The sequence below is a fragment of the Roseobacter fucihabitans genome (assembly GCF_014337925.2).
Lineage (GTDB): Bacteria > Pseudomonadota > Alphaproteobacteria > Rhodobacterales > Rhodobacteraceae > Roseobacter > Roseobacter fucihabitans.
Genome location: NZ_CP143423.1, coordinates 1657131 through 1682724 on the forward strand (window position 1 = coordinate 1657131; position 25594 = coordinate 1682724).

31 protein-coding genes are annotated in these 25594 nt (G+C 59.7%); 23 read left to right on the forward strand and 8 right to left on the reverse strand.

The features are described 5' to 3' along the window. Nucleotides 1-177 precede the first annotated feature (177 nt). The gene (locus tag ROLI_RS08080) at nt 178-966 is read right to left on the reverse strand and encodes a nitroreductase family protein (protein ID WP_187428902.1); all 789 of its coding nucleotides are present in this window, start codon (nt 964-966) and stop codon (nt 178-180) included. 124 nt (nt 967-1090) lie between these two features. On the opposite strand from ROLI_RS08080, the gene ROLI_RS08085 reads away from it, so the two are divergent. Genes ROLI_RS08085 through ROLI_RS08115 form a run of 7 tightly spaced genes read left to right on the forward strand, consistent with a single transcriptional unit; the run spans nt 1091 to nt 6233 of the window. Continuing rightward, entirely contained in the window at nt 1091-1819 is a 729-nt protein-coding gene (locus ROLI_RS08085; protein WP_316247405.1) for a 2Fe-2S iron-sulfur cluster-binding protein, read from the forward strand. Nucleotides 1820-1822: 3 nt separating this feature from the next. Continuing rightward, on the forward strand, nt 1823-2164 hold the full coding sequence (locus tag ROLI_RS08090) for a succinate dehydrogenase (RefSeq protein ID WP_187428900.1): 342 nt from the start codon (nt 1823-1825) through the stop codon (nt 2162-2164). After that, on the forward strand, nt 2161-2499 hold the full coding sequence (gene sdhC, locus ROLI_RS08095) for a succinate dehydrogenase, cytochrome b556 subunit (RefSeq protein WP_187428899.1): 339 nt from the start codon (nt 2161-2163) through the stop codon (nt 2497-2499). Before ROLI_RS08090 ends, sdhC begins: the two co-directional genes overlap by 4 nt. Before the next feature lie 2 nt (nt 2500-2501). Continuing rightward, nucleotides 2502-4259 carry an L-aspartate oxidase gene (locus ROLI_RS08100; RefSeq protein ID WP_187428898.1) on the forward strand — a complete coding sequence of 586 codons (1758 nt, stop codon included), beginning with the start codon at nt 2502-2504 and terminating at the stop codon, nt 4257-4259. 11 nt (nt 4260-4270) lie between these two features. Continuing rightward, a complete protein-coding gene (locus ROLI_RS08105) occupies nt 4271-4615 on the forward strand; it encodes a hypothetical protein (RefSeq protein WP_187428897.1) in 345 nt (114 codons plus the stop codon). Continuing rightward, a complete protein-coding gene (locus ROLI_RS08110) occupies nt 4612-5568 on the forward strand; it encodes a fumarate hydratase (protein ID WP_187428896.1) in 957 nt (318 codons plus the stop codon). Before ROLI_RS08105 ends, ROLI_RS08110 begins: the two co-directional genes overlap by 4 nt. Continuing rightward, nucleotides 5565-6233 (forward strand): fumarate hydratase C-terminal domain-containing protein, encoded by a 669-nt coding sequence (locus ROLI_RS08115; RefSeq protein WP_187428895.1) that lies wholly within the window; start codon nt 5565-5567, stop codon nt 6231-6233. The genes ROLI_RS08110 and ROLI_RS08115 overlap by 4 nt, the downstream gene beginning before the upstream one ends. 74 nt (nt 6234-6307) lie before the next feature. Here the strand turns inward: ROLI_RS08115 and ROLI_RS08120 are convergent, their stop codons facing one another. Both ROLI_RS08120 and ROLI_RS08125 read right to left on the reverse strand, forming a co-directional pair. Then, nucleotides 6308-7051, reverse strand: coding sequence for a sulfite exporter TauE/SafE family protein (locus tag ROLI_RS08120; RefSeq protein ID WP_338469253.1), 744 nt, complete (start codon nt 7049-7051; stop codon nt 6308-6310). Continuing rightward, on the reverse strand, nt 7048-7953 hold the full coding sequence (locus ROLI_RS08125; RefSeq protein ID WP_187428893.1) for a LysR substrate-binding domain-containing protein: 906 nt from the start codon (nt 7951-7953) through the stop codon (nt 7048-7050). The genes ROLI_RS08120 and ROLI_RS08125 overlap by 4 nt, the downstream gene beginning before the upstream one ends. 149 nt (nt 7954-8102) lie before the next feature. Here ROLI_RS08125 and ROLI_RS08130 point away from each other — a divergent pair, with 149 nt between their 5' ends. From ROLI_RS08130 to ROLI_RS08180, 11 genes are all read left to right on the forward strand, one after another. Continuing rightward, complete coding sequence (locus tag ROLI_RS08130) at nt 8103-9077, forward strand: tripartite tricarboxylate transporter substrate binding protein (protein WP_187428892.1); 975 nt, start codon at nt 8103-8105, stop codon at nt 9075-9077. A 95-nt stretch (nt 9078-9172) separates the two neighbouring features. Further along, nucleotides 9173-9664 carry a tripartite tricarboxylate transporter TctB family protein gene (locus tag ROLI_RS08135; protein WP_187428891.1) on the forward strand — a complete coding sequence of 164 codons (492 nt, stop codon included), beginning with the start codon at nt 9173-9175 and terminating at the stop codon, nt 9662-9664. Then, on the forward strand, nt 9661-11175 hold the full coding sequence (locus tag ROLI_RS08140) for a tripartite tricarboxylate transporter permease (RefSeq protein ID WP_187428890.1): 1515 nt from the start codon (nt 9661-9663) through the stop codon (nt 11173-11175). Before ROLI_RS08135 ends, ROLI_RS08140 begins: the two co-directional genes overlap by 4 nt. Before the next feature lie 212 nt (nt 11176-11387). Continuing rightward, nucleotides 11388-12998 carry a glutamate synthase-related protein gene (locus ROLI_RS08145; protein ID WP_187428889.1) on the forward strand — a complete coding sequence of 537 codons (1611 nt, stop codon included), beginning with the start codon at nt 11388-11390 and terminating at the stop codon, nt 12996-12998. Continuing rightward, on the forward strand, nt 12995-13372 hold the full coding sequence (locus ROLI_RS08150) for a hypothetical protein (RefSeq protein WP_187428888.1): 378 nt from the start codon (nt 12995-12997) through the stop codon (nt 13370-13372). The genes ROLI_RS08145 and ROLI_RS08150 overlap by 4 nt, the downstream gene beginning before the upstream one ends. Beyond that, the gene (locus tag ROLI_RS08155) at nt 13369-14430 is read left to right on the forward strand and encodes a Rieske 2Fe-2S domain-containing protein (RefSeq protein WP_187428887.1); all 1062 of its coding nucleotides are present in this window, start codon (nt 13369-13371) and stop codon (nt 14428-14430) included. The genes ROLI_RS08150 and ROLI_RS08155 overlap by 4 nt, the downstream gene beginning before the upstream one ends. After that, nucleotides 14427-15188 (forward strand): hypothetical protein, encoded by a 762-nt coding sequence (locus ROLI_RS08160; protein WP_187428886.1) that lies wholly within the window; start codon nt 14427-14429, stop codon nt 15186-15188. Before ROLI_RS08155 ends, ROLI_RS08160 begins: the two co-directional genes overlap by 4 nt. Further along, complete coding sequence (locus tag ROLI_RS08165) at nt 15185-15469, forward strand: hypothetical protein (RefSeq protein WP_187428885.1); 285 nt, start codon at nt 15185-15187, stop codon at nt 15467-15469. Before ROLI_RS08160 ends, ROLI_RS08165 begins: the two co-directional genes overlap by 4 nt. A 166-nt stretch (nt 15470-15635) precedes the next feature. Then, nucleotides 15636-16340, forward strand: coding sequence for an ABC transporter permease (locus ROLI_RS08170; RefSeq protein WP_187428884.1), 705 nt, complete (start codon nt 15636-15638; stop codon nt 16338-16340). Continuing rightward, nucleotides 16334-17050 (forward strand): ATP-binding cassette domain-containing protein, encoded by a 717-nt coding sequence (locus tag ROLI_RS08175; RefSeq protein WP_187428921.1) that lies wholly within the window; start codon nt 16334-16336, stop codon nt 17048-17050. Before ROLI_RS08170 ends, ROLI_RS08175 begins: the two co-directional genes overlap by 7 nt. Further along, the gene (locus ROLI_RS08180) at nt 17047-17853 is read left to right on the forward strand and encodes a substrate-binding domain-containing protein (RefSeq protein WP_187428883.1); all 807 of its coding nucleotides are present in this window, start codon (nt 17047-17049) and stop codon (nt 17851-17853) included. Before ROLI_RS08175 ends, ROLI_RS08180 begins: the two co-directional genes overlap by 4 nt. Before the next feature lie 106 nt (nt 17854-17959). Here ROLI_RS08180 and ROLI_RS08185 read toward each other — a convergent pair whose 3' ends face one another. Genes ROLI_RS08185 through ROLI_RS08200 form a run of 4 tightly spaced genes read right to left on the reverse strand, consistent with a single transcriptional unit; the run spans nt 17960 to nt 20429 of the window. Continuing rightward, complete coding sequence (locus tag ROLI_RS08185; protein WP_187428882.1) at nt 17960-18454, reverse strand: DUF6505 family protein; 495 nt, start codon at nt 18452-18454, stop codon at nt 17960-17962. After that, complete coding sequence (locus tag ROLI_RS08190) at nt 18451-19155, reverse strand: biotin/lipoate--protein ligase family protein (protein WP_187428881.1); 705 nt, start codon at nt 19153-19155, stop codon at nt 18451-18453. Before ROLI_RS08190 ends, ROLI_RS08185 begins: the two co-directional genes overlap by 4 nt. Further along, the gene (locus ROLI_RS08195) at nt 19152-20222 is read right to left on the reverse strand and encodes an Mrp/NBP35 family ATP-binding protein (protein WP_187428880.1); all 1071 of its coding nucleotides are present in this window, start codon (nt 20220-20222) and stop codon (nt 19152-19154) included. Before ROLI_RS08195 ends, ROLI_RS08190 begins: the two co-directional genes overlap by 4 nt. A gap of 6 nt (nt 20223-20228) precedes the next feature. Beyond that, on the reverse strand, nt 20229-20429 hold the full coding sequence (locus ROLI_RS08200) for a DUF6494 family protein (RefSeq protein ID WP_187428879.1): 201 nt from the start codon (nt 20427-20429) through the stop codon (nt 20229-20231). Nucleotides 20430-20566: 137 nt separating this feature from the next. Here ROLI_RS08200 and ROLI_RS08205 point away from each other — a divergent pair, with 137 nt between their 5' ends. Continuing rightward, entirely contained in the window at nt 20567-21265 is a 699-nt protein-coding gene (locus ROLI_RS08205; RefSeq protein WP_262386408.1) for a hypothetical protein, read from the forward strand. Here ROLI_RS08205 and ROLI_RS08210 read toward each other — a convergent pair. After that, the gene (locus ROLI_RS08210) at nt 21259-23214 is read right to left on the reverse strand and encodes a 4Fe-4S binding protein (RefSeq protein WP_187428877.1); all 1956 of its coding nucleotides are present in this window, start codon (nt 23212-23214) and stop codon (nt 21259-21261) included. The two genes, ROLI_RS08205 and ROLI_RS08210, sit on opposite strands and share 7 nt — an antisense overlap. Before the next feature lie 329 nt (nt 23215-23543). On the opposite strand from ROLI_RS08210, the gene ROLI_RS08215 reads away from it, so the two are divergent. From ROLI_RS08215 to ROLI_RS08230, 4 genes are read left to right on the forward strand one after another with little or no spacing between them, the layout of a single operon-like run. Next, nucleotides 23544-24119 (forward strand): DUF3305 domain-containing protein, encoded by a 576-nt coding sequence (locus ROLI_RS08215; RefSeq protein ID WP_262386402.1) that lies wholly within the window; start codon nt 23544-23546, stop codon nt 24117-24119. Beyond that, nucleotides 24116-24718: a DUF3306 domain-containing protein gene (locus ROLI_RS08220; RefSeq protein WP_187428876.1), complete on the forward strand. Its 603-nt coding sequence runs from the start codon at nt 24116-24118 to the stop codon at nt 24716-24718. Before ROLI_RS08215 ends, ROLI_RS08220 begins: the two co-directional genes overlap by 4 nt. Next, on the forward strand, nt 24715-25323 hold the full coding sequence (locus ROLI_RS08225) for a molecular chaperone (protein WP_187428875.1): 609 nt from the start codon (nt 24715-24717) through the stop codon (nt 25321-25323). The genes ROLI_RS08220 and ROLI_RS08225 overlap by 4 nt, the downstream gene beginning before the upstream one ends. Nucleotides 25324-25374: 51 nt before the next feature. Further along, nucleotides 25375-25566, forward strand: coding sequence for a twin-arginine translocation signal domain-containing protein (locus ROLI_RS08230; protein ID WP_187428874.1), 192 nt, complete (start codon nt 25375-25377; stop codon nt 25564-25566). Nucleotides 25567-25594: the final 28 nt, after the last annotated feature.

The following is a 25594-nucleotide window of genomic DNA, read 5'->3' on the forward strand; positions in this document are numbered from 1 at the left end:
TCATGAATAACGGAATTATAGATGTGTTTACAAGACTATTTTTGTGAATTTTCTGTGACGCCACATCTGTGGGTGTCGCTGTGATCTGGCGCATCCGCTCACCCGCTCTGTTGGCCTGCGCGAGAGGCCTTTGCGCGAGATGTTGAGCGCAAGCTGCGTATGACTATGAATGCCCGTTCAATCGAGCTTGAAGCCAATGCTCCGGATAAATGTGCCAAAATCCATCCGCTGTGGCACGGCATACATTTTCGCTTTCGCCGCAGACCACCCGATACCCGATGTATCGCCCAGTCGCCGCTTGTCATAGGCCTCAATGCCCTGTTTTGGCGTGTCGGAAAATCGGTTCTTATGCACCGTATGCGCCAGCGACAGTCGCGGGTTGATCGCAACCGCCGGGGCCGGATGACCCAAACCCATGGCCGCTACCGGAAAGACATGATCGGGCAAATGCAGCAACTTTGCGACCTCCTGCAAATGGTTTCGAATGGTGCTGATCGGGCAACATCCCAGTCCCGCGCCCTCAGCGGCGACCATGAAGAAAGCCAGCGCGATGCCCGCATCCAGGCTTGCGTTGAAAAACGCATCCAGATGGTCATTGGGAAAGGGTTGATCATGCTGTTGCTGTATCTGGCGTTGCCGCCTGTTATTGGCCAGGAAAACCACCATCGCCGGGGCATCGGCAATCCAGTCCTGCGCGCTGAGCAGCGATTTCAGAGCCGCGAGCAGCTCGGGATCGGTCACGATCAATATGTCACGTTGTTGCAGATCGCTTTTTGAAGGGGCGCATAGGGCCGCCGCACAGAGCGCTTGCAGCAAGGGTTCATCGACCGGTTCCGCGGTAAAGTGGCGACAGGACGCGCGGGCGGCAAGACGCCTCAATGTTTCATTCTGCGCCAAGTTTTCGGGCAGATGCGGCACGTCGCCGAACCGTTTTGCGAACAGGGCGCCAAGCGATACATCAGACATCTCGGCGCATCTGAATGTTGTAAGGGGTTCTTACGAAAACCATTAGAAACTATTCCTTCGCGTTAGCAAATCTAGCAGTTATATCATAAGACAGATGCCAATAGTCACAAGTCAGGAATTGCCAGTGGATGGACACGCCGAGCTTCTCCAGGTTTCTGTCTGGCGTGGCACTGCACAGAGCGGGTATTTTCAGGAATTCGAAGTGCCGGGTTTGGAAAATCAGACCGTTCTCGACGTTGTGTCATGGATTCAGCATTACGCTGACGCAACGCTGAGCTATCGGTTTGCCTGTCGGGTCGGGATGTGCGGGTCCTGCGCGATGATGGTGAACGGGCAGCCGCGCTGGACCTGCCGGACGCATGTGAACAAGGTATTGAAAGACCGCAAGGTTGAGATCGCACCGCTACGAAACCTTCCGGTTATCAAGGATTTAGCGGCGGATATGGATCCGTTCTTTGACAAATGGGTTGCGGCGGGTGGGGCGCATGTGCCCAGCAGTACGCGCGATGATCCAATTGCGCCGATTGATCCGATTGACGCCACCCGCGTCGAGGCCAGTGCCGGGATCGAGTGCATCAACTGTTCGATCTGTTACGCAGCCTGCGACACGGTTGCGGGCAATGCCGACTATCTGGGTCCAGCCGCTTTGCAACGCGCCTGGACCCTGTTGAACGATGAAAAGCACGGCAATCGCGCGGGCATTCTCGCGGCGGTTTCAGGCTCGGGAGGATGCCACAATTGTCACTCCATGGGCAGCTGTACCGTTTACTGCCCCAACGATCTCGACCCGATGTCGGCCATTGCGGGATTAAAACGCGAGACCACGAAATCCTTTTTCAGGAGGTCGAGATAGATCATGCTGGATCTGAGGCTATACATGCTGCAACGCCTCACCGCGCTGATCATGGCGCCGCTGACGCTGGGACATATCGCGGTGATGATCTATGCGGTGCAGGGCGGGTTGTCGGCCGAAGAAATTCTCGGACGCACGCAGGGCTCCGTCTTCTGGTTCCTGTTTTACGGGGTTTTCGTGCTGGCCGTTGCCATCCATGCGGCGATCGGTCTGCGCGTCATCATCCATGAGATATTTGGCTTGCGCGCGCGGATACTTGAAGGGATCACCTGGGGGATCGGAATACTTTTACTTATCATGGGGATGCAGGCGCTCTTTGCGGTGACATGGACGGGTGCCGCATGAAGCCGGCGCGTGCGCATCCGCTGTGGTTTGCCTTTGTGCTGCACCGGGTTTCGGGGCTGGCGCTGGCGCTGTTCCTGCCGGTTCATTTCTGGGTTTTATCCTATGCGTTGACGCAACCGGAAAAGTTAAATCGATTTCTTAACTTTGCTGATCAACCGTTTGTTAAATTAGCCGAATTTGGCCTCGTGTTTTTCTTGGCGGTGCATATTTTTGGCGGGTTAAGGCTGATGGCGATGGAATGGCTGCCATGGTCCGCGCCGCAAAAAACGCTGGCGGCGGGGGCGGTCAGTATCGCTTTTCTGATCTCGGGCACATTCTTTTTGCAGGTGGTGTAGCCATGGCGCAAGATATCGAACGGCACGACACGGATATCCTGATCCTCGGCACCGGTGGCGCAGGTCTTTTTGCGGCTCTGCACGCCCAGCAGGCCGCGCCCGAAGGGAGCAAAATCACGATTGCGGTCAAGGGGTTGATCGGCAAATGCGGCTGCACGCGCATGGTGCAGGGGGGATATAACGTTGCCCTTGGTGGCGGCGATACCGTCGAGCGGCATTTCATGGATACGATCGAGGGCGGCAAATGGTTGCCCAATCAGGATATGGCCTGGCGTCTGTGCGAACAGGCGGTGGTGCGCATCCGCGAGCTGGAAAACGAAATCGGCTGCTTCTTTGATCGTAACCCCGATGGCACGTTGCACCAAAAGGCATTTGCGGGACAAACCGCTGACCGGACGGTGCATAAGGGTGACCTGACGGGGATCGAAATCATCAACCGGCTGATGGAACAGGTCTTGAGCCGCCCCGTCGAGAAGTTACAGGAACACCGCGCCGTGGGCTTGATCCCGACGAAAGACGGCTCTGCGTTGGCGGGCGTTTTGATGATCGACATGCATACCGGTGGGTTCCGCTTTGTACGCGCCAAAACGGTGCTGATGGCGACGGGCGGCGGGCCAAGCATGTATAAATACCACACGCCCAGCGGGGATAAGACGATGGACGGGCTCGCCATGGCCCTGCGCGCCGGTCTGCCGCTGCGCGATATGGAAATGGTGCAGTTCCACCCCACGGGTCTGCTGGCCGGGGAGCATAGCCGCATGACCGGCACCGTGCTCGAAGAAGGCCTGCGCGGTGCGGGGGGGCAGCTGCTCAACGGGGCCGGGCAACGGTTCATGTTTGATTATGATGCCAAGGGCGAGCGCGCGACACGCGATGTGGTCAGCAGGGGCATCTATGCCGAAATGCGCAAGAGCAATGATCCCAAGCAGGTCGGCATGTTCATTTCGATGGCGCATCTTGGTCCCGACAATGTGCGCGCCAAGTTCAAAGGCATGGTGAAGCGCTGTGAGGACAGCGGGTTCGATCTGGCCGGTGGTCTGGTCGAAGTGGTGCCCACGGCGCATTATTTCATGGGTGGGGTCGTGGTGGATGTTGATACGCGCACAGCACTTGAGGGGCTTTATGTCGCGGGTGAGGATGCCGGGGGGGCGCATGGCTCCAACCGTCTGGGCGGCAATGGTGTTGCGAATTCAACGGTTTACGGGGGCATTGCGGGGGATGTGATGGGCCGTGATATCCGCACCATGCCTGCGCTGCGCGACCCGGATGAGGACGTCCTGGCGGCGGAATATGCGCGCGCGCGCCACCCGCTGACGCAACCGCCTGATCTGGTGCAGCCCCTGCGCAATCGCTTGCAGGAGGCCATGTGGGAAGACGTCGGTGTGATGCGTGATGCCGCCGGGATGACCCGGGGGTTGGACCGTGTGCAGGCCATTCGCGCGGATCTTTTGAATGTGGGCGTGGCCGCGGATAATCTGGCGTTTAACCTGACATGGCATGACTGGCTGAACATGGCGAGCCTGTGCGAGGTGTCCGAAGTGATCGCTAAGGCGGGGCTGGCGCGGGAAAATTCACGCGGCGCGCATTACCGTGAGGATTTTCCCGCGCCGGGCGATTTGACTGCATCTTACTATACCGTCGCGCAACAGATCGAAGGTAGGGTGAGCGTCACCCGGCAAGACGTTGATTTTAATATCGTTCGACCGGGTGATACGATCCTTCCCGAGGGTGAACCCGAAACTTTGGTGGCCGCGCAATAGAAGGAAAAACTATGATTGCTGAAATCGTACAGGCCTTGTCTATTGCCGGTGTGGGCTCTTTGGTCACTCTCTTGATCCAAGGATGGTTGGACAGGCGGCAAAAGAAATTTGATAGGCACCTTGAAGAAAAGCGTGAAGCATTTGTCGGATTAGTCGGTGCAATGAAGGATGTTCACCAGAAAAGAAACGAACAAAATTTGGCAGGATTGGCCTATTGGAGAATGCGCTGTGATCTTGTAGCAAGCAGCTACGTAAGAAAGGCAATAGCCGAGCGCCTCGATTCAGACGGTACCAGACCAGAGCTGCATGAGCAGCTTGTGGAAGCCCTGCGCAGAGATATGGGGTTGGTGAAATGATCTCGATCGACCTGATACAAAAAACCGCCGAAACCCTGATGGACAAAGCGGCGATTGAAATTCCGCAGGATTATCTGGATGGGTTGCGCGCGGCGGCCAAGACTGAAGACGGGGATCTGTCGTCATTTGTTTTGCAGGCGATGTTGGACAATTACGAGGCCGCCAAGGAAGACCGCCGCGCCATGTGTGGCGATACCGGTGTGCCGCGATGGTTCGTGAAAATGGGTAACGCGGCGCGGATCGAGGGGGGGCCGATTGCGCTGGAAACCGCGCTGCGTCGCGCGACCGCCAATGCGACCAAGGGCGTGCCGCTGCGGCCCAACCGGGTGCATCCGCTTTGGCGCACGGATCACAACAATAACGTCGGCATCGGCGCGCCGGAGATCGAATATGGGTTCGAACCGGAGGGCGATTGGATCGATCTGATCACGGTGCATAAGGGCGGGCTGTTTGGCACCGATTACCGCATGTTGTTTCCCAGCGACGGCATCCAGGGGATCAAACGGTTTTATCTCGACAGTCTGGTGGCTTTTGGCAAACGGGGACTTGCGTGCCAGCCCGCGATCATCGGGATCGGGCTTGGGGGCTCGAAAGACACCTGCATGGTGCTGGGCAAGCGGGCCTCGGTCCTGCGCGTCGTGGGCAGTCGCAACCCGGATCCCAAAATCGCCGCGATGGAGGATGAATTCAAGGAGTTGGGCAATTCCATTGGTATGGGGGCCATGGGATTTGTGGGCAAAAACATGGTGATAGATTGCAATATTGAAGTGGGCTATTGCCATACCGGGGGCATGCAGATGTCGGTGCATGCGTTTTGCCTGTCCTCGCGCCGGGCGGTGGCACGGCTCTTTCCCGATGGCCGCGTGGAACATCGCACCGACCCCGATTGGTTCACCGATTACCAGCGCCGCGAAACGGTCGAGTGGGAACCGGCACAGGAGGCGGCACAATGAGCCTGCGCGAAGTCACACTGTCCACCACCCCCACCGCCGAAGCCGTTGCCGATTTGCGGTTGGGCGATATCGTTTACTTGGACGGCTTGATCTATACCGCGCGCGAAGGCGTCTATATGCGCGCGTTGGAGCAGCAGGCCAATATTCCGATGGCATTGCCCTCCCAAAGTGCGGCTAATTTCCATTGCTCACCCGCGGCCGTGATCCGGGAGGACGGTTCGTTTGATCTGGGCGCGGTGACGGCGACGGCCAGTTTTCGTTTTGCCAAATGGTTGCCGGAATGGATGGCCAAGACCGGTGCGCGGCTGATCATCGGCAAGGGCGGGATGTCCTCAAAGGACTATAAGGAATATTTCGTCCCCAATGGCGCGGTCTATCTGTCCACCGTCGGCTATGGCACCGGTGCGCTTTTAGGGCGCGGGGTGGAGCGTGTTGAGGCGGTGCATTGGCATGAGGAATTGGGCATTGCCCAGGCGATGTGGGTGATCCGGGCGCGCCGGATGGGGCCGTTTATCGTGGCCTCCGACATGCAGGGCGCGTGCCTGTTTGAGCGCGAAAACGCCAAGATCGTGCAGAACCTTGACCGGGTTTATGAAGGCACAAGACCGGCCGTTCTCAAACGCTACGGCGAGACGGATGACCGGTCTGACGAAGTCATTGGCTAACGCTTGCTGCGCGTTCTTTGCGCGCGAAGATTCAAGAACGCCGCCGCGTCTGAATGCGTTGACCCCATGCAGTTTCAGATCAATTCGCGTACCAGCAGCACCGTGCCTGAGACCAGACAGATGGCGATCAGTAAGCGGCGGAAGACATCATCGTTGAGCTTACGAAACACAAATATCCCAAATTGTGCTGCAAGGACGGCGGTGGGGACTGCGACGCATAGGTGCAAAAGGGTGCGCGCGTGAAAAGCACCGCCCCAGGCGAGCATCACCGCCGTCAGCGCCAGGACGACAACGTTAAAGGGTTGCAGCACGGCGCGTGTTTCAAATTTTGGCCAGCCGCGCAGGGAGCACCACATCGTTGGCAGCGCGCCCGACAGCGAAGCAGCACCCCCCAGGATGCCACCAAAGAATCCGACGATCATGTCGATCACCGGGGTCGGGCGGTCAATTTTGGGCAGATTGCGCCGGAAGGTGAAGAAACCACCGTATAGAATGAGAAAGAATGCGATCACGTATTTCAGAACGGAGACGTCAATCTGTTTCAGCGAGGCGACGCCAAGCGGGATGCCGACCAGGGCCGGCAGCAGAAACCGTGCCAGGCGGCGCGGGTTTTGGGTAAGGGAGTGGCGTACGATCCATAGGCCCTGCAGGCCGCTGATCACGGAAATGGCGACGGTGATGGCGACGGCCTCAACCGGGGGCATGATGGTCAGGAAAAACCCCAGCGCAAAGAGCGATGTGCCAAACCCCGCCAGCCCGTTGATGAACCCGCCCGCCAGCCCGCCGATGATTAGAAAAGTGAGTTCATGCAATGTCATGCAGGCGCGTCTTTCGAGGCACCGAATGCGCCGAGAGACACCGATTTCAGGCAAAGGTCGTGCAATTCGGCGAGGACCTGACCGCGCGCGGTATCTTGTGGGTAGGCAAGCCCCAGTCGCCGCACCGGCGCATCCGGGCCCAGCGACAGGCGTTTCAGCGGCAGGGGGCTGTTGGTTTGCACCGCGCGTCTTGGGGCAATGGCAACGCCGAGATTGGCATAGACCATGCTGGAGATGGCCTCCAGACCGTCCAGTTCCATTGTTTCGTTCACCCGGATGTTTTTCTTTTGCAGCCAGCTTTCGATCATATGACCGACAACGGCCTCGCGGTTAAAGCGAATAAAGGGGTGTTTGGCAAGCAATTCGAAGGGGTCGTTGCTTGTCGTGTCCAGCGAGGCCAACAGATGGAGCGGCTCTTCGGCGATATCGCGAAACGCAAAGCCGGGGGGCATCATCTGGGGCCGTGAGATCAGGGCCGCATCCAAGGCACCCCGCTCCAGCTGTGACATCAATTGGTTGGTTAAACCGGGGTATAAGCGCACGTGGACCTCTGGATAAGCGCGCATCAGCATAGATATCGCCAAGGGCACCAGCGTCGTCAGTGTGGTCGGCAGAGCCCCCAACCTGACCTCGCCGCGGATGCCGTTTTCACCCAGAGCCGAGGGCAATAATTGATCATAGGCCCGCACCACTTCGCGCGCCTTAACCACCAATGCCCGCCCCAGCGGCGTGAGTTCCGGGGTGCGTCGCGACCGGTCAAAAAGCTGCACGCCCCAGGTTTCCTCAAGCCCACGCATTTGCTGGCTGACCGCTGCGTGGGTGACACATACGGCATCGGCTGCGGCGCTGAACGTCTTGTTATCATGCACCGCGATCAGGGTGCGCAACGTTCGGATTGACATGTGCCTTGGGCCTTTTGCGTTAGTATTTCTAACGGAATATGTAACATATTATTACTTCTATAAAGCATGTCTTAACGTTACCAATTGTCAAGGGTGTTATCGGCTGCGCCCGGGGAGCTTTTAAAGCCGGTCTTTCTGGGAGGAAAACGATGTCATTCAAAACACTTGGTGCGGTTTGCGCTTTGAGTATCGCCACGGTTGGGGCGGCCTGGGCGGAATACCCCGAGCGCGCGATCAATATGGTCATTCCATACGGTGCGGGCGGGGCCACGGATATTTCCGCGCGCACCATCGCCGAACCGCTGGGCGCGGCTGTGGGCAAGCCTCTGGTGATGGCGAATGTCACGGGTGCGGGCGGGGCCACGGGGTCGGTCGCGGTGCAAAACGCGAAACCGGATGGATATACGATGCTATTTGCGCGCGTCGGCTCGCATTCGGTGAACCCGGCGATGAAGGCGACACTGCCCTATACGCTGGATGATTTCCGTTTCGTGACGGTCTATGAAATCAACCCCTTTGCCTGCGTGGTCTCGACAAATTCCGACATTATGTCGATGGAAGACGCGCTTGCCGCAGCGCAGGGCGATGGCCTCAGCTTTTCGTCTTCGGGCGTTGGATCGGGGCCGCATTTGGCGGCAACGATGGTGCTGGATGCCTTCGGGCTTGAGGATGCGGCCAATGCGGCGATCCACATTCCACAACAGGGGGGCGGGGCCGCCGCCACGGCTGTTCTGAACGGAACGGCTGATTTTCTATGCACCAATACCTCCGCGCTGGTCGGCTTTGTCAGCAATGGCCAGATGCGCCCGCTTCTGGTCACGACGGCTGATCCTGTGGCCGGTTTTGATGCGCCAACGGCCACGTCGCTGGGGCATCCGGAACTGGAACAGATGGTTGGCTGGACCGGCATCGCGGGTCCTGCGGATTTGCCCGATGATGTTGCCGCCAAATGGGGTGACTGGATGAGTGCTGCGGCAGGTGATGCGGAATTCGTGGAGAAGATGGAGGCCCGTGGGTCGATCATTCGTGTGATGTCCCCCGAAGAGGCCAATACCTTCATTCGCGCCCAATATGAAACATTTCGGAAACTTGTTGACGATCTGGGCATGAGGATTGAAGGCTAGGCGTATCGCCTGAAAAACGCATAAGGCATTGCGCCGGGCAGCAGATGCGCCCGGCGTTTTTACGTGGTCCGGGATGCGGACGCGAAGGGACAAGCATGACACAGCGACAAATGCAAATGCGACTTGGTCTGGGGGCGATCATCGCCGCGGCCTTCCTCATTCTCTACGCGATACCCCAGTGGATTTCCTCGCCAAGCAATGTGCGCAACATCGTCTTGTCGCCGCTATTCTGGCCCTATGCGTTGGCGGGGTTTACCGGGCTTGCCGGGCTTGGTCTTGTCGCTTCCGGTGCGCGCTTGCGTGGGCCGGACACACTGGTCAATGAACCGGTACAGGACACGGGTGCTGCGTGGATGCGTCTGGCGGGCATGGCTGTGATCATGGTGGCGACCATGTTTTTGTTGCCGCGTCTGGGCATGGTACTGACCTCCATGCTGGTCTTTGTGGCCACCGCCTTTCTGGTGCGCACACGCCATCCGATCACCGCGCTTGTCTGTGCCGTGATCATCCCGCTGGTGCTCTATGCGTTCTTTGCCCATGTGGCCGGTGTCGCCATCCCGCAGGGTGAAATCCTGAGGTTGCCATGAGTTTTCTGGACAGCCTCGCCGCAGGGCTCAGCCTTGTTGGCAATATCGAAGCGTTCCTAGCGTTATTCGTGGGCGTGGCCATCGGCGTGGTCGGCGGCGCAATTCCGGGGATGTCGGCCACCATGGCCGTGGCGCTGACCTTGCCCTTTACCTTTGCGATGCAACCGATCACCGGCATCTTGTTGTTGCTCGGCGTCTATAAGGGCGGGATATTTGGCGGCTCCATCCCCGCGATCCTGATCAAAACGCCCGGCACGCCTGCGTCTTCTGCGACCATCCTGGATGGCTATCCGATGGCCGAAAAGGGGCAGGCGGGCAAGGCGCTTGGCATGGCGCTCTGGGCCTCCTGCACGGCGGATGTGATTTCCAATCTGGCGCTGATCCTCTTTGCGGGCTGGCTGGCCTCCTTCGCGCTCAGCTTTGGACCGCCGGAGTTTTTCACGCTGATCCTCTTCTCGCTCACCATCATCGCCGGGGTTTCGGGCGAAAGCCTGCTGCGCGGCGCTTTGTCGGCCCTGCTGGGCCTGCTGCTGGCGACGATCGGGCTTGATCTGGTTTACGGCACCAACCGTTTCACCTTTGGCGATCCCAACATGATGGGCGGGCTCAATTTCATCGCGGTGCTGATTGGCCTCTTTGCCATTCCTGAAATCATCGCGATGGTCTGGCATCCGACGGCGCATGTCGGCAAGGCGCGCAGCCTGGGCAAGAACTGGGTCACTTTCGCGGAATACCGGCGCTGCTTCAAATCCATCGTGCGGGGCAGTTTCATCGGAGTGTTCCTCGGCTCCATTCCGGGCATCGGTGCTGCCCCCTCGGCCTTCCTCAGCTATTCCGAGGCGCGCCGCACCTCCAAGAACAAGGAGAATTTCGGCAAGGGCGAGATCGAAGGCGTCGCGGCTTCCGAGGCGGGCAATAACGGCGTGGCAGGGGCGACCCTGATCCCGCTCCTGGCGCTCGGCGTGCCGGGGGATGTGATCACAGCGATCATCATCGGGGCCTTTATGGTGCATGGGCTGCAACCGGGGCCGATGATGTTCATCCTGAACGTGGATATCATCTATGGGTTGTTTATCGGCCTGATCGTCAGCTCCGTTTTCCTGTTTCTGATCGGGTCGGTTGCCATCAGGGGGTTCAAATATGTCGCCGATATCCCCAAGCGCATCCTGATCCCGGCGGTTCTGGTGCTGTGCATCTATGGGGTTTTCGCGGTCAACAATAACATCTTTGACGTGGGTGTGATGTTCGTCATGGGATGGGTCGGCTATCTGATGGTGCGCTATCATATTCCTGCGGCACCCTTTTTAATCGCCTTTATCCTTGGGCCCTTGCTGGAGGATAATTTCCGTCAAGCGATGTTGATGTCGGGCAGTGATCCGACGATCCTGTTCCGCGGTCCCATCACCTGGTTTTTCTGGAGCCTGACGGTGCTGACCATTGTGGCCATCGCGCGGGCTGGTGTGCGTGCGGTGAAGGCAAGCCGGTTCCTGCCCGAGGATCCGACCCGCTGATCCCGGCCCTTGCGCCGCGCGCCGCCCCTATGTTTGCTGCCCATTGCGCCCTGACGCAGGAATGCAACATCTCGCGCCATAGATTGCTATTTTGCGAAAATCAGAAATTGTGATTTGGTCTATGGGTGTTGCGTGTCGCACTCTTGGCCGATGAAGCCCGTTTGGCGCGCACCGCTGCACTGCGCGCTCCCGGAACAACAAGGAATTCTGAGATGACAGCAACATCCGTCGCCACGCTGAGCACCTTGCCTGACCGCGCCCCACACTATGCGATCATCGGCGAGGTCGATCTGGTTGTGGTGCGTTTTGATGCTCAGGTGTCGGTCTTTTATGGCCGCTGCTTGCACCGGGGCGCGCTGATGTCGGATGGTCATGTGCGCGGCAAGAACCTCATTTGCGGCGTGCATGACTGGGATTATCGGCTGGACAGCGGCGTGTCCTCCTATGCCAATGAGGAGGCGCTCCCGAAGTTCAAATCATGGATTGAGGGCGACCAGATCATGGTCGATGCCGATGAGATCATCCAATGGGGTCATGACAACCCGCAACCTTATAATCGTGACGCTTATCTGGGGCTTTATGCCGATCCCAGCCACGGCGACACGGGCGAGCCCTATACCGGGTTGATCCAGCAATATGCGCGCGACGGTCTGAGCAAGACAGGCCACCACGGGGTGGTCGACGCCATGGGTGTGCCACGGGCGCAACTGCCCGATTGGGACGACATTCAACTGCTGACGGCGCAACTGGCCAAGCCTCCGCTTCTGGATGATGCGGTGGTGGGCACCGGCGTGATCATTGGTCCCAATGCGCAAAAGCCGCTGCATCTGGAGATTCCGCTGTTTGTGTCGGACATGTCCTTTGGGGCCTTGTCCGAGCCCGCCAAGATTGCTTTGGCGTGCGGCGCTCAAATGGCCGGGACGGGCATTTGCTCCGGCGAGGGCGGCATGTTGCCCGAGGAACAGGAAGCCAATGCGCGCTATTTCTACGAACTCGCCTCGGCGCGCTTTGGTTTCAGCTGGGAGAAGCTGGACAAGGTTCAGGCCTTTCACTTCAAAGGCGGGCAGGGGGCCAAGACCGGAACCGGCGGTCATCTGCCCGGTGCCAAGGTTCAGGGCAAGATCGCGGATGTGCGCGGCCTTGAGGAAGGGCAGGACGCGATTTCGCCGTCGCGCTTCCCCGATTGGGCCGACCCCGCGCAGATCAAGGATTTCGCCGATGAGGTGCGCGACCGTACGGGTGGTATTCCCATCGGCTACAAGCTGAGCGCGCAGCATATCGAAAAGGACATCGACGCAGCCCTTGCGGTCGGGGTGGATTACATCATTCTGGACGGGCGCGGCGGCGGCACCGGGGCGGCCCCGGTTATTTTCCGCGACAATATTTCCGTGCCGACCATCCCCGCGCTGGCCCGTGCGCGGGCGCATCTGGACCGGCTGGAGCGGCGCGATGTGTCGCTCGTGATCACGGGCGGTTTGCGCAAGCCTGCGGATTTCATCAAGGCCATGGCGCTTGGGGCGGATGCGATTGCCCTGTCCAATGCGGCGATGCAGGCGATTGGCTGTCTGGCCATGCGCGCCTGCCACACCAACAATTGCCCTGTGGGGATTGCCACGCAGAAACCACATCTGGTCAGCCGGATCGTGGTTGAAAAATCCGCGCGCCAACTGGCGAATTTCTTTGAGGCGTCGGTGGGGTTGATGCAGGTCATGGCGCGTGCTTGCGGGCACAATCATTTGTCTGATTTTAACCACGCCGACCTGACGACGTGGAAAAAGGAGATGGCGGACCTCTCCGGTGTGACATTCGGGGGCGTGGCATGAATGAAGCCGAGGCCATCCTGACGGGGCTGCGCATCTGGGGCGGCATCGGGGCCGCCGTCGCCGCTATTTTCCTGACCATCGGCATGGACCGGATTGATGAGGACGCGCGTGGGGCTTATGTGTTTCGCGTGCTTTTGATCCCCGGTGTTTTGGTGATCTGGCCGCTGGTCCTGTGGCGCTGGCGTCTCTATGAAACCGGTGCGGAAAAATGGCGAAACCGCTATGATCCGCCTCGGCGCGCCCATTTCACGGTGGGGTGGATATTGCCCATCGGCATCTGCGCAATCATCCTGACGGGGCTCAGCCTGCGCCAGACCTGGCCCGCCGATATCGCGCCGGTGCGATTGTCCGCCCCCGCGGAGGTATCCCAATGAGCGTGAAGTACATCCCGGTTCAGTGGAACAACAACAAATATATCTATGACGCGGTCATGCTGCTCGGCGTCGGTCTGTTTCTCTATGTGTTCCTCTATGCCGCACCGGGCCTGCTGAGCCATGAACGCCCCATAAATCCGCAGGTTCATAACGCGCGCGCCTTCGGGGCTTGCGCCTTTGTGATGCTGAGCGTGATCCTGTGCATCGGCCCGCTCGCACGGCTCGATCCGCGTTTCTTGCCGCTGCTCTACAATCGGCGGCATTTCGGGGTGATGACGGTCTTCGTGGCCATCACCCATGCGGGATATATCATCGATTGGTATTTCGCTTTTTCATCGTCAAACAAATACGAAGCGCTGCTCTTCGCCAATACCAGCTACGGGCAGTTGGCCGGCTTCCCCTTCGAGATCTTTGGCATTTTCGCTTTGTTCACGCTGATTGTACTGGCCGCCACAAGCCATGATTTCTGGATGAAATTCCTCAGCCCGCCGGTGTGGAAACGTATCCACTACCTGATCTATCCCGCCTATCTGTCCGTGGTGGCGCATGTGTCCTTTGGCATCCTGCAAGACCAGCAAAACCATACCTTTACGGTGATTTTCATCGGCGGCGCCGCTGCGGTTGGTGTGTTGCATCTGATGGCGGCCCTGCACGAACGCCGCGTGGATCAGGCGATAAAAGCCGATGCCGTGGATTGGGTGCCGGTTTGCGATGTGGCGCAGATGCGCGAGGGCTTTGCCAGGATCAAGCTGTTGGCCAATGGCGAGCGCGTCGCGGTCTATCTCAACGAGGGCAAGCTCAGCGCCATCTCCAACGCCTGCGCGCATCAGAACGGACCGCTTGGCGAGGGTCGGATCATCAATTGCCTCGTCACCTGTCCCTGGCATGGGTTCCAATATGATGTGACCTCGGGGCGCTCGCCCGCGCCCTTCACCGAAATGGTACCGACGTATAATCTCAAAACCGACGGGGCCATGGTCCTGCTCGATCCCCGCGCAAACCCGCCAGGGACCTTTGTCGAACCGGTTCCGGCACCGGGCAGGGAGGCCAAACTATGAGCGATGATAACAAGCCTTTCTTTGTTGGATACCTGCCCGTGCCGCAGGCTCTGCGGGGTCTGCTGCTGGCGATCTGTGTGTTGTTGGTCAGCGGGTTTGCGGGGTTCGGGCTGGCACTTGGTGTGGCGCAGGATGATCCGGGCGAGGGGGCGTTTCGGTTTGATTACGGTCGTCAAACGGTGACGGGCGTGATTGAATTGACCCCCTATCCGTTGCTGCGCGTGACGCAAGGGAATGAGCGGATCAAGCCTGGACATACGCTGATGCTGGCGGGCGGAGGGAAGAATAATGTGGACTCCCGCGCGATCCCGCTGGAGGGGCAATTGGCGCAAGCCTCTGGCGTCATTCTGGAACGCGGTGATCTGGATATGATGCAGCTGCGCGGGGGACGGGGTGGCCTCGACGCAGCCGAGGGCGCGGCCCCGCAGATGGAGGTCGATCAGCTGGGGCGCTGGAAACTGGCGGGTGAAATCTGTGACGGTAAATGTCTGGCGGGCGCGATGCGTCCGGGGCGTGGCCTTGCGCATAAGGCTTGCGCCAACCTCTGCTTGCTGGGCGGGGTGCCGCCTGTTTTTGTGTCCACACGCCCTGTCGAGGGCTCGCAGTTCCTGCTGATTACCGGGCCCGACGGAGAACGCCTGCCTGAAAAAGCATATGATTACGTCGCGCAATTCATCTCGCTTGAGGGGGATGTGGAGCGGCGCGGTGATCTTTTGGTGCTGCGGATGGACCCTGACACGCTGGAGGTCCTGAAATGATGCGCCGTATCGTTATGCTGGCGAGTGTCGCGCTGCTTGTGGCCGTGCTGTTTTATCTGTCGCGCTTCTGGTTTTTGGCGCTCTGGCCGCGGGCGGGGTTGTTCGGCATCGAGGCATTGCGCCCCCAGGGCGGCCTGCTCGCCGTTTGGCTGCGCGGGACAGTTGCAGCCCCTTTTGAGCTGCTGGTCTGGGCCGTCGGGAGCTTTGCTGTGCTGACCTTTGGCCAGAAACTCCATGACCGCATGACGTCGCCGGATCAGACGCAAGACCCTGATCCCTGAGGGACGTTTGTGCCGTGCTGGAACCGGCTTCGCGCCCCCGGTTCCTCACCATATCGCAGCACAAGGACGGCGCGATGAAGCCCCCAGGCGATTGCACCGGGACAGTTCATGCCCTAGGACGGTGCAAGTGAAATCTGAACGCCTTGCACATGAGCCAGCCTGACACATGAACGATATCTATGAAGGGCTGGTTTCGGCGTTCTGGCTGGTGGTGAGCCTTGATCCCGATCTGATGGACATCAGCCTGCGCTCTTTGCAGGTCAGCCTCACCGCGCTGGTGATCGCCTCTGCCATCGCCCTGCCGCTCGGCACTTTTCTGGCGATCCGCCGTTTCCGGTTTCGCCGCCTGACGATATCGCTGCTCAATGCGCTCATGGGCCTGCCACCCGTGGTGGTGGGGCTCATCGTTTACATTCTGTTGTCGCGTTCGGGCCCCTTTGGTGTGTTTGGACTGTTGTTCACACCCACAGCCATGATCATTGCGCAGGTGGTGATCATCACGCCGCTGATTGCCTCAATCACCCATCAGGCGATGCGCGAGCTTTGGGCGGAATACCACGACCTGCTGATTTCACTGAACACCACAAACTGGCAACGCATCAAAACGCTGATCTGGGACGGGCGGCGCAATCTTCTGACGGCCTCGCTGGCGGGGTTTGGCCGCGCCATTGGGGAGGTCGGCGCGATCATGATCGTTGGTGGCAACATCGACAATGCAACGCGTGTGCTGACCACGGCCATTGCGCTGGAGACGGGCAAGGGCGATTTCGCGCTGGCGCTGGCGCTGGGGTTCGTGCTCATCGCCCTGGCCATCGGGATCAACATCTGTATTCACTGGTTGTCACGCACCGAACGGGAGGGGCGCTGGTGAGCACGATCCTGCCTCTGAGCCTGGTTGATGTCGCCGTATACCGGCGCGGCAAACGCCTGTTGGGTCCGGTGAACCTGACGCTTAAATCCGACGGGCTGACCATGATCATCGGCCCCAACGGCAGCGGCAAAACAACCCTGTTGCGGGTGATGCACGGCGTTGAACGCCTTAGCAAGGGCTCGGCGCAATGGTCCATACCGGAGGCCGAGGCGCGCAACCACCAATCCTATGTGTTTCAGACGCCGATCATGCTCAGGCGCAGCGTGGCCGATAATCTGCGCTATCCGCTGCAGTTGCAGGGCATGGCGCGCGGTGACATCGAAGACCGTGTGGCCCAATGGAGCGCGCGCGTTAATCTGAAGGATCGCATGAGCCTCTCGGCGACACGGCTTTCGGGGGGTGAAAAACAACGGCTCGCGCTCGCACGGGCGCTGATCCGCAGGCCGGATGTTCTGTTTCTGGATGAGCCCTGCGCCAATCTGGACGGGGCCTCGACGCGGGATATCGAAAGCATCCTGCAAGGTGCGTTGACGGAGGGCACGCGTATCATCATGACCACCCATGACCTTGGGCAGGCAAAAAGACTTGCGAGTGATGCGGTCTTTATGCTGCATGGGTGCGTGCATGAAACCGGTGCTGCCGAGTCGCTTTTCAGCGCGCCGCAAACTGTCGAATTACAGGCATTCTTCCGAGGAGACATCATCACATGATCGCACGTATCGTCGCCCTTATGATCGCATTTGTTCTCGGAACCGCCGCCATGGCACAAGAGATCAAATTGGCCGTCACGACCTCATTTGAAAATTCTGGCCTTGCGGATGTGCTGCTGCCCGCGATCAAGCAGGATATTGATCTGGACGTGCAATTGCTGGTTGTTGGGACGGGTCAGGCGCTGCGCTTGGGGCAGGCGGGGGATGTGGATGCGATCCTGGTCCATTCACGCGCGGCCGAAGAGGCGTTCGTTGCAAAAGGCTACGGCACCTACCGGCGCGAGATTATGTATAATGATTTTGTCTTCATCGGGCCATCAAATGATCCAGCGGCAATCGCGCAGTCCCAATCCGCCGCCGAAGCTCTCAGGCGGATCGGCGTGATCAAGCCCGCTTTCGTCAGCCGTGGCGATGACAGCGGGACGCATAAGAAGGAAATCGCGCTCTGGCGCGCGGCGGATCTGGCCCCGGAAACCTTTGGGCCGTGGTATCGCGCCGTCGGTTCCGGCATGGGCGCGAGCCTCAACACAGCGGCAGGCCTGGATGCCTATATTTTGGCGGATCGGGCAAGCTGGCTGAACTTTGGCAATAAGGCGAATCTGGCGCTGCTCTACGCAGGGGATGCTTCATTGTTCAATCAATATGCATTTTTGGCCGTCAACCCGGAAAAACACGCCCATGTGCGCAATGATCTGGCGGTGCAGTTGGAAAACTGGCTGGTCAGCCCGCGCGCGGCCGACCTGATCAACAGCTACACGATCAACGGCGAAACGCTCTTTACCTTCAACGCCAAGCCGGAATGACCCTATCGCGCTTTGCGGAAAAAAACCTGCCTCCCCCGCGCTGTTTGAGATCCCGGATTTCTACGCGTTACGGACGGTAAAGTTTTTGAAAACCGCGTGAAAGGCTTCAGTGTTGATGCGGTTCTTCGTCCAGTGATCCATGGATGGCGAATTGCTCGATGCCCGCGTCCTGCGGTTCGATCATCCGGTAACTTTCCTTCACGCCCGCGGGAGTCAATTCGCGCGTGACCGTGAGCAGGGTATTGAACGCCTGATCCTCACAAAGGTCGATCATCTGGTTGATCTCTTCCATGGCCACGCCCATCGCGGCCTCCAGCGAAGGTGCGCCGTAGATATCGACAAAATGCTGTGCCAGGGTTTGGGCAATCGCGTCGCGCTCGTTTTCTTCGATCTGGGTCACGGCGACGAAGCTGCTGCGCCCAAAGGTTTCCGCACCCATCCAGCCGGTGGTAAAGGCCTGCTTGGCCTTGCCCGTCAGATCCCCTTCTGACCAGTTGGAAAACTCAAAGCCGCCCGAAATGCACCACTCACCGGTACGCGCGGGGCTGGCAAAGACACGGGTGTCGCTCTCGTCGAAATGAATGGCGCGGGCGAGTTTCATGGGGCCTCCGTCAGGGTTTGAGTGATCGGTATCATCACTGTCTGCGCGTCCTGCTGCAAGAGCAATCCGAAGGTTTCATCGACACCGATATAGGTGCCGGATTGCGCGCCAAACGATAGGGTGTCGCCCTTGCCATGCGCCAGGCCGGTCCATTCAATATGTATGGGTCGCACGCCATCTTCATCCCAGCGGTTGAGCCAGACCAGACTGTGGCGCACCCAGGCCTCCAGAAGATGCACGGCATCCACTTCGCTGCACCCCTCATCATAAAGCGTTGTTTTATCGGGGGTATCGCCTTTGTCTTGCCCCGCAGACCACAGCTCCAGCGTCAATCCGACCACAAGCCAGTCCGGCTCCTGTTCCGGCTCCTGCGGGGAGGCGGCTACCTGCATCGCGCCACAAACGGCACCGTTCACGCGGATATTGCCCTGCCACTCAAGATGCACCGACACCTCCGGCGGGGCCAGCGCGCCAAGGGCGTTCTGAAAGCCGATCCCGCAGAGCGGCAGCATGACCATCGCATCGCGCAGAGGCACTTCGGGCGCAAACACAATCGCGGCCTGCAGTCTGTCCAACGTGATGTCATAGGTCACAAGCCCGGCATCACATCCTGCACGCGCTTCCGAGCAGGCCGCCGCAAATGGATCAGCTCCAGCGGTTGCAAGCCCTTGAAACAGCGGTGGAAAAGCCGGTCCGCTCATGCTTTGTCGTCAGCGATGAGTGCACGGGCCACCACACGGAACGCTTCGGCCTGCGGGCTGTCGGGTTTGGACACAACGATCGGCGCGCCGCCATCCGCTGCCATACGAATGTCCAGATGCAGTGGGATTTCCGCCATTAGCGGCACACCCAGTTTCTTTGCCTCCGCCGCGACGCCACCATGGCCGAACACATGTTCTTCATGCCCGCAATTGGAGCAGATATGCGTGGACATGTTCTCGATCATCCCGAGAATTGGCGTGTTCAGCTGGTTGAACATATCAATGCCCTTGCGCGCATCCAGCAGGGCCACATCTTGCGGCGTGGAGACGATGATCGCCCCGTCCACATGGGCCTTTTGCGCCAGCGTCATTTGCACGTCGCCCGTGCCCGGCGGCAGGTCCACGATCAGCACATCCAATGCGCCCCATTGCACCTGGTTCATCATCTGCTGGAGCGCGCCCATCAGCATGGGACCGCGCCAGACCACGGCCTGATCATCGTTTGTCATCAAGCCGATGGACATCATGGTCACGCCGAAATTGCGCATCGGCAGGATCGTTTTGCCATCCGGCGAGGACGGGCGCCCGGACACGCCCAACATGCGCGGTTGCGAGGGGCCATAGACATCCGCATCCAGCAGCCCCACGCGCCGCCCTTCAGCGGCCAGCGCACAGGCGATGTTGGAGGCCACGGTGGATTTCCCCACGCCGCCCTTGCCCGAGGCGATGGCGATGATCCGGTCGATGCCGGGGATTTTCTGCGGACCCGACGGGGCGGCTGATTTCTGCGGTTTCAGATCGGGAGGGGCGGCAGGCGTGCTATGGGCGGTCATGACGACCGAGACGGTGCCGACACCCGCGAGCTGTTTGACTGCCGCCTCGGCTGCGGTCTGCACCTCGCCGTAAAGCGTGGCTTGAGACGGGGGGACTTCGATCACGAAGCGCACATCCTGCGTGTCACTGACCGTCAGCGCCTTGACCAGCCCCGCGGCCATGATGTCGGTGTCACTCACCGGATCGGTGATTGTTTTGAGTACGTTGAGTACGTCGTCGCGCGTCAGGCTCATGGGGAGTTATCCGTTCTGCGGGCCGGTAATCTGACCGGTGACTGTGTGTTCAAGGTCCAGACCCTCGATGCTCAAAACGACCTTGGCGGTATAGGTCTTGCCGGCGGCCCCGTCGGCATGGCGCATGGCTTCCTCGATCGCCTGCTGTGACGTCACACCGACTTGCTTGAGGAATTTGCGCATGGACATGTTGAATTCATCGTTCATTCTGGGTTCCTTTTCGAGGGGGAAGGTGGGTTCTGGGAAAACTTGACGGTTTGGCGGGACTGGTTTTAGGGTGACGCAACAACTGGTGACAAATGGGAGTGCCTGTGCGGGTCTTTTTGGCGATTGTTTTGAGTTTGATGATCCACACGCCCGCTCTGGCGGAACAGCCGCTGAGGCTGGCTGTTCCGGAGGCCTTGGCACAATCGGGTTTCGCGCAATTCGTGGTGCCGCGCTTCGGTCTCAAAACCGGTCTGCGCATTGAGCGTGTCGGCGAAAATGAGGACGCGCAAATGCGGTTTGTCACCGAGGGACCCGTACTGTTTGAAGGGCTTGGGGCGCAATGGTCGCTGACGCATGACGCCAGCCCGAAGGCGGAACGCTTTGCGGCCTGGCTGCGCTCTGACATCGGCAAGCGGACCATCGAAAGCTATGTCGCCCCGGATGGTGCAACGTTTTCCAGCACGGTCGAAAAGGCCGTGGTCGTGCCGGTGGTGCGCTACGGCGGGGATGCGGATGAAGGTGAAAAACTGTCCTTGCAAATGTGCGGGCGCTGCCACGTCATCAACGCCAAAAATCGCATGAACGGCATGGGCTCGACGCCGTCCTTTGCCGTGTTGCGCGGCTTTAAGGATTGGGGGGAACGGTTTGAGACCTTCCATCTGCGCAACCCGCATCCCAGCTTTACCCAGATCGCGGATGTGACCGACCCCTTTGATCCCAGCCTGCCGTCCCCCATCGTGCCGATGGAAATGACGCAGGCCGATTTGACGGCAATCCTCACCTATGTCGGCGAGATGACGCCTGCTGATCTTGGGGCTCCGTTGCAAACTCAGTGATCCTTGCGCTTGCTGAGGTAGTCATCCGTGGTGCGGATCGCTGGGCGTTCCTTGCCTGCGAAAGGATTGTTTTCGGAATGATATTGCGCCTGAATGCGGCAATTGTCGCACATCTGGATCATGCGCGCGGTTTCCGGCTTGGCAAACATCGCGTGCTTGCCAGCCAGCTTTTCCATGATGCGCTCCACGGTTGATTTGGAGCCGAATAACACGCCGCATTCCACGCAGGCAAACGGCTCTTCTTCATGCATGACCTTCTGCGTGAAGGCTTCATCGCTCAGGTTGAGTTGCGGGGTCAGGGAAATCGCATCTTCGGGACAGATGTTGGCGCATAGGCCACATTGCAGACAGGCGTTTTCTTCAAAGCGCAACTGGGGTTTATCGGGATTGTCGCCCAAAGCCCCCGCGGGGCAAAGTGACACGCAGGACAGGCATAGCGTGCAGGCGTCCTGATCCACCAAAATCGCGCCGTAAGGTGCAGCGTCGGGCAGCGGGATCATCTCGGCTTCCGGTTGCAAGGCCTGAGCGGCGAGCCGCGTCACCTGGCGTCTTGTCCCCAGCGGCAGGATCGGCGTTTGGACCCGCGCGAGGTCATGCTCGCCGTATAGGTTTTCGCTCAGCGCATCGGGATCATTGACATCGATCAACTGGACGGCCGCCCGCCCGGCGATTGCGATGGCCAGTGCCGCTTCGCTTTGCAGGACCGGACGCTCGGTGCGCGGGGCCAGCAGGATGGAGACGTCGCCAAACCCACAGGCCAGTGCCGCCAGCATTTCGGCATGGCCAAAACCCGCCGGTGCCGGGACCGACAGTGGGATCACGTCCGCCGGCAGCCCGCGCCCAAAGCGCGCGGCCAGCGAAATCATCTCCGACCCGAAGCTGTCATCATGCACCAGCAGGCGGGGCGTGTCGCCGCCCGCCTTACGGTAGGTCCCCGACAGAGTGTTCAACCGCGCAAAAACATCCGAGACCGGCGGCGCATCATAGCTGATCGCGCCGGAGGGGCAAAGTGCCGAGCAGGCCCCGCACCCGGCACAGATCATCGGGTCAATCGCCACATGCTCGCCCGCGGATGTGATCGCGCCCGTGGGGCAGATGTCGAGGCACTTCGAGCAGGCCGCTTGTTCGGCGCGCGAGTGTGCGCAGAGGGATTCCTCGAGCCGTATATAGAGTGGTTTTTCGAAGGTCCCCACCATCATCGAGGCCCCAAGGACGGCTTTTGCGACGGCAGGTTGGCTTCCGGGGTCCGCGCGCAGGTAACCATCTCGTTTTTCCGGCGCCGCAAAGAGGGCAGGTTGAGCGCTCAAATCCAGGATGACGTCACATTCTGTCAGCGCCCCGTCCTTTGGGGGTGTCCATTGTGCGCCCGCGCGACCCCCGGCGATGATCTGCTGGAACTGGTCGATGCGCAGGCTGAACTGGCCCAATGTACCGCTGGCGCGCGCCAGGGTGCCGCTCACGATATCATAGGGCAAACCGGGGCTTGTCTCCTGGGGCGCGGGCATCAGGAGCGTCACGGCCAGCGTGGCGGAAAGATCCTGCGCCGCCTGCAGCGCGGCCTCACCCGACCCGAGGATCAGGCAGGCCCCGTTTGAGACCACATCCAAGGTACGCTCGGCGGGCCGCGCCAAGAGAGCCTCTGCGGTCAGCGCCGCCATCTTTGCGCTTGGGTTTGCGCCCTCATCGCCCCATCCGGCCCGGTCGCGCAGGTCGACAAAAGCGGGTTCGGGGGCTGCGATCTCTTCGGCCAATTCCCGAAATAGCGGCGCTTCCTGCTGGCAGGCGATCAATACATCGCCCTTGGCGATCAGCGCTGCTGCCTGCTCGATCTGCGCGCCGCAAGCCTCGGTGAACATCATCGGACAGGCGAGCCCGGTGGCATCGCTGACCTTCTGCGCATCAATCGACTGGCTGCCAAGGCAATCGCATAAAATAATTGTTTTCGTCATCTCTCCCCCGTCGGCGCACGCCAGATCAGACATCGAGCCCGCGCAGCGCCGGTGCTTAGGTAGTCAGGTATTTAGGGGCGCGTAAACTGGATTCGACCCCTGCAATTCAGAAAACCGCAAGGCAAAGCGCGTGCCATCCCGTGCGCGACCGCCGCTGTGCATTTATGCAGGATCGACAAAGGCGCGGGATTTCATGGCCTTGGCAAAATGCAAAACCTCAACGGACCGGTTAAAACGCAAGATTGTGTGCGGGAGTATGCAAATTTCACTAGGATAATGTCATTCTTTTGGTACAGTGTCAGGACTTACAGTGCGCGAGGAGAAAATTGTTGGGGATCGTCTACCCAAATTCACAATCTGTGAAGCTTGGTGTCGTTTTGCGCCGCTCACCCGGTGTGACCGCCTGGGTGAGGTGGGCCTGGAAGGCGACCGCAGTCTTGCCCGGCGCGCCGCAGGCGTCCTGGAAAATCCTGCGACAGGAAGGCGATGTCACCGAATATCACGCGTCGACGCATGATCTGACGCTTTATGTTTCCGATACCGAAGCCTATGCGCATGAGCTTCAGGCCGAACAGCCGTCGGTCTATGTGGTCCTGCGCCCAATCGAGGTGGAGGCAGACGCAGCACCGTGGAATATCCTGCACGTCACAGCCTCGCCATATGAGGCGCAGGATTATTGTGACAGCGGTGAGGAAACGGTAGAGCGCGTGGAAATGCCGGCACCTGTTTTGGCCTGGGTTTCCGAGTTCGTGGAACAGTTCCACGTCGAAGAAGAATTCGTGAAACGCCGACGTGATCGGTTGGATGTGGATCGCAAGGATCATGGCATCGGGGACGCGCGGATTTCGCAGGTCTCCGATGTGTACCGCGCACCGACCGTTCCCCCACGCGGAGCACCGGAATGAGCGTGCAAGCAACCTTCTGGGCGCGACGTCGCGCAGCCGTTCAAGCGGAAGAGGCCGCCGAAATACGCGCGCGCGACTTGCGTGACGCCGAAGCCCTGGCGTTGGAGCAATCTGAGAAAGATGATGCAACCTTGCTGGCCGAGATGGGATTGCCCGATCCCGAAGGATTGGCGGCGGGCGATGATTTTGCGGCATTCATGGCCAAAGAGGTGCCCCAGCATCTGAAGAACAAAGCGTTACGTGTTCTGTGGCGCAGCAATCCCGTGCTGGCCTGTGTGGATGGGCTCAATGATTACGACGAGGACTTTCACGCAGCGGCACTTGCGGCGGAACCGATCAAGACAGCCTATCAGGTTGGCAAGGGCATGATGGCGCATATCGAGGAAATGGCGCGTCAGCAGGAAGCTGCACAGGCGTCTGCGCTGATGCCCGAGCCGGAAGAGGCCCCGGCAGAAGAGATCGCGCAGGAGACCGTTTCCCAGCAGCCCGTTGTGCAGGACGCAGAAGACCCCGTGATGCAAGCAGAGGCAGAGCCCGAAAGTGATCACGACGCCCCGCCACGTCGAATGCGTTTTCGTTTTGAGGAGGCATCGGTATGACACTGGCCGAACAGAGTTTTGAGATCGATCCCGAAGACCGCCTGCGCGCGGATCTTTACAATTTTCTTGGGCTGTTGCTGGCGCGCCCAGCGGGGCAGATGTTACTGGATCAAACTGCGGAGTTGAGCGGGGATGCAGGGCCGATTGGCGAGGCGATCAACGGTCTGGCGCGGGTGGCAAAGGCGACAAAGCCCAAATCGGCGGAGCGCGAGTTCAATGCGTTGTTCATTGGTCTGGGGCGGGGTGAATTGCTGCCTTATGCCAGCTATTACCTGACCGGGTTTCTGAACGAAAAGCCGCTGGCGAAACTGCGCAGCGACATGGCCAGGCTGCAAATGACGCGGGCGGATAATGTGTTTGAGCCCGAAGACAGCATGGCGGCTTTGATGGAAATGATGGGTGGCATGATCGTGGGGCGTTTCGGACGGCCCGCCGATCTTGAGCAACAACGCATGTTTTTTAACAACCATATCGCGCCCTGGGCCACGCATTTTTATACGGACCTGGAGGCCGCGAAAGCATCGGTTTTCTATGGATCGGTAGGGGCTGTGGGGCGTGAATTCATGGCCATCGAAAAAGAAGCATTCAGATTGACGGCAGGCTGACCTGCCAGGAGAGGGCGGGACGCCGCCGGGAAAGACGAAAGGGAGAGACAGATGACAAAGACATCACAGGGCGACACAAATCGTCGCGATTTTCTGAAACTGGCAGGCACAGCGGCCCCGGCGGCTGTGGCCGTGGTGGCAGCAGGCACCAGCACCGCAGAGGCATCCCCGGTGGACCCCCTGTCCGAGACCATGCAGGATACCGCCCACACCAGAGCCTATCTCGACAGCACACGCTTTTAAGCCATTCGCGCTTGGGGTGAACGCCTCG

Coding starts and splice junctions, on each gene's coding strand:
- ROLI_RS08150 (WP_187428888.1), top strand. CDS start 12,995: ATGAATGAAGCCGAGGCCATCCTGACGGGGCTGCGCATCTGGGGCGGC.
- ROLI_RS08165 (WP_187428885.1), top strand. CDS start 15,185: ATGATGCGCCGTATCGTTATGCTGGCGAGTGTCGCGCTGCTTGTGGCC.
- ROLI_RS08130 (WP_187428892.1), top strand. CDS start 8,103: ATGTCATTCAAAACACTTGGTGCGGTTTGCGCTTTGAGTATCGCCACG.
- ROLI_RS08195 (WP_187428880.1), bottom strand. CDS start 20,222: ATGAGCCTGACGCGCGACGACGTACTCAACGTACTCAAAACAATCACC.
- ROLI_RS08100 (WP_187428898.1), top strand. CDS start 2,502: ATGGCGCAAGATATCGAACGGCACGACACGGATATCCTGATCCTCGGC.
- ROLI_RS08170 (WP_187428884.1), top strand. CDS start 15,636: ATGAACGATATCTATGAAGGGCTGGTTTCGGCGTTCTGGCTGGTGGTG.
- ROLI_RS08155 (WP_187428887.1), top strand. CDS start 13,369: ATGAGCGTGAAGTACATCCCGGTTCAGTGGAACAACAACAAATATATC.
- ROLI_RS08090 (WP_187428900.1), top strand. CDS start 1,823: ATGCTGGATCTGAGGCTATACATGCTGCAACGCCTCACCGCGCTGATC.
- ROLI_RS08105 (WP_187428897.1), top strand. CDS start 4,271: ATGATTGCTGAAATCGTACAGGCCTTGTCTATTGCCGGTGTGGGCTCT.
- ROLI_RS08210 (WP_187428877.1), bottom strand. CDS start 23,214: ATGACGAAAACAATTATTTTATGCGATTGCCTTGGCAGCCAGTCGATT.
- ROLI_RS08160 (WP_187428886.1), top strand. CDS start 14,427: ATGAGCGATGATAACAAGCCTTTCTTTGTTGGATACCTGCCCGTGCCG.
- ROLI_RS08115 (WP_187428895.1), top strand. CDS start 5,565: ATGAGCCTGCGCGAAGTCACACTGTCCACCACCCCCACCGCCGAAGCC.
- ROLI_RS08190 (WP_187428881.1), bottom strand. CDS start 19,155: ATGAGCGGACCGGCTTTTCCACCGCTGTTTCAAGGGCTTGCAACCGCT.
- ROLI_RS08200 (WP_187428879.1), bottom strand. CDS start 20,429: ATGAACGATGAATTCAACATGTCCATGCGCAAATTCCTCAAGCAAGTC.
- ROLI_RS08140 (WP_187428890.1), top strand. CDS start 9,661: ATGAGTTTTCTGGACAGCCTCGCCGCAGGGCTCAGCCTTGTTGGCAAT.
- ROLI_RS08180 (WP_187428883.1), top strand. CDS start 17,047: ATGATCGCACGTATCGTCGCCCTTATGATCGCATTTGTTCTCGGAACC.
- ROLI_RS08185 (WP_187428882.1), bottom strand. CDS start 18,454: ATGAAACTCGCCCGCGCCATTCATTTCGACGAGAGCGACACCCGTGTC.
- ROLI_RS08135 (WP_187428891.1), top strand. CDS start 9,173: ATGACACAGCGACAAATGCAAATGCGACTTGGTCTGGGGGCGATCATC.
- ROLI_RS08110 (WP_187428896.1), top strand. CDS start 4,612: ATGATCTCGATCGACCTGATACAAAAAACCGCCGAAACCCTGATGGAC.
- sdhC (WP_187428899.1), top strand. CDS start 2,161: ATGAAGCCGGCGCGTGCGCATCCGCTGTGGTTTGCCTTTGTGCTGCAC.
- ROLI_RS08120 (WP_338469253.1), bottom strand. CDS start 7,051: ATGACATTGCATGAACTCACTTTTCTAATCATCGGCGGGCTGGCGGGC.
- ROLI_RS08220 (WP_187428876.1), top strand. CDS start 24,116: ATGAGCGTGCAAGCAACCTTCTGGGCGCGACGTCGCGCAGCCGTTCAA.
- ROLI_RS08230 (WP_187428874.1), top strand. CDS start 25,375: ATGACAAAGACATCACAGGGCGACACAAATCGTCGCGATTTTCTGAAA.
- ROLI_RS08225 (WP_187428875.1), top strand. CDS start 24,715: ATGACACTGGCCGAACAGAGTTTTGAGATCGATCCCGAAGACCGCCTG.
- ROLI_RS08080 (WP_187428902.1), bottom strand. CDS start 966: ATGTCTGATGTATCGCTTGGCGCCCTGTTCGCAAAACGGTTCGGCGAC.
- ROLI_RS08205 (WP_262386408.1), top strand. CDS start 20,567: ATGATCCACACGCCCGCTCTGGCGGAACAGCCGCTGAGGCTGGCTGTT.
- ROLI_RS08125 (WP_187428893.1), bottom strand. CDS start 7,953: ATGTCAATCCGAACGTTGCGCACCCTGATCGCGGTGCATGATAACAAG.
- ROLI_RS08145 (WP_187428889.1), top strand. CDS start 11,388: ATGACAGCAACATCCGTCGCCACGCTGAGCACCTTGCCTGACCGCGCC.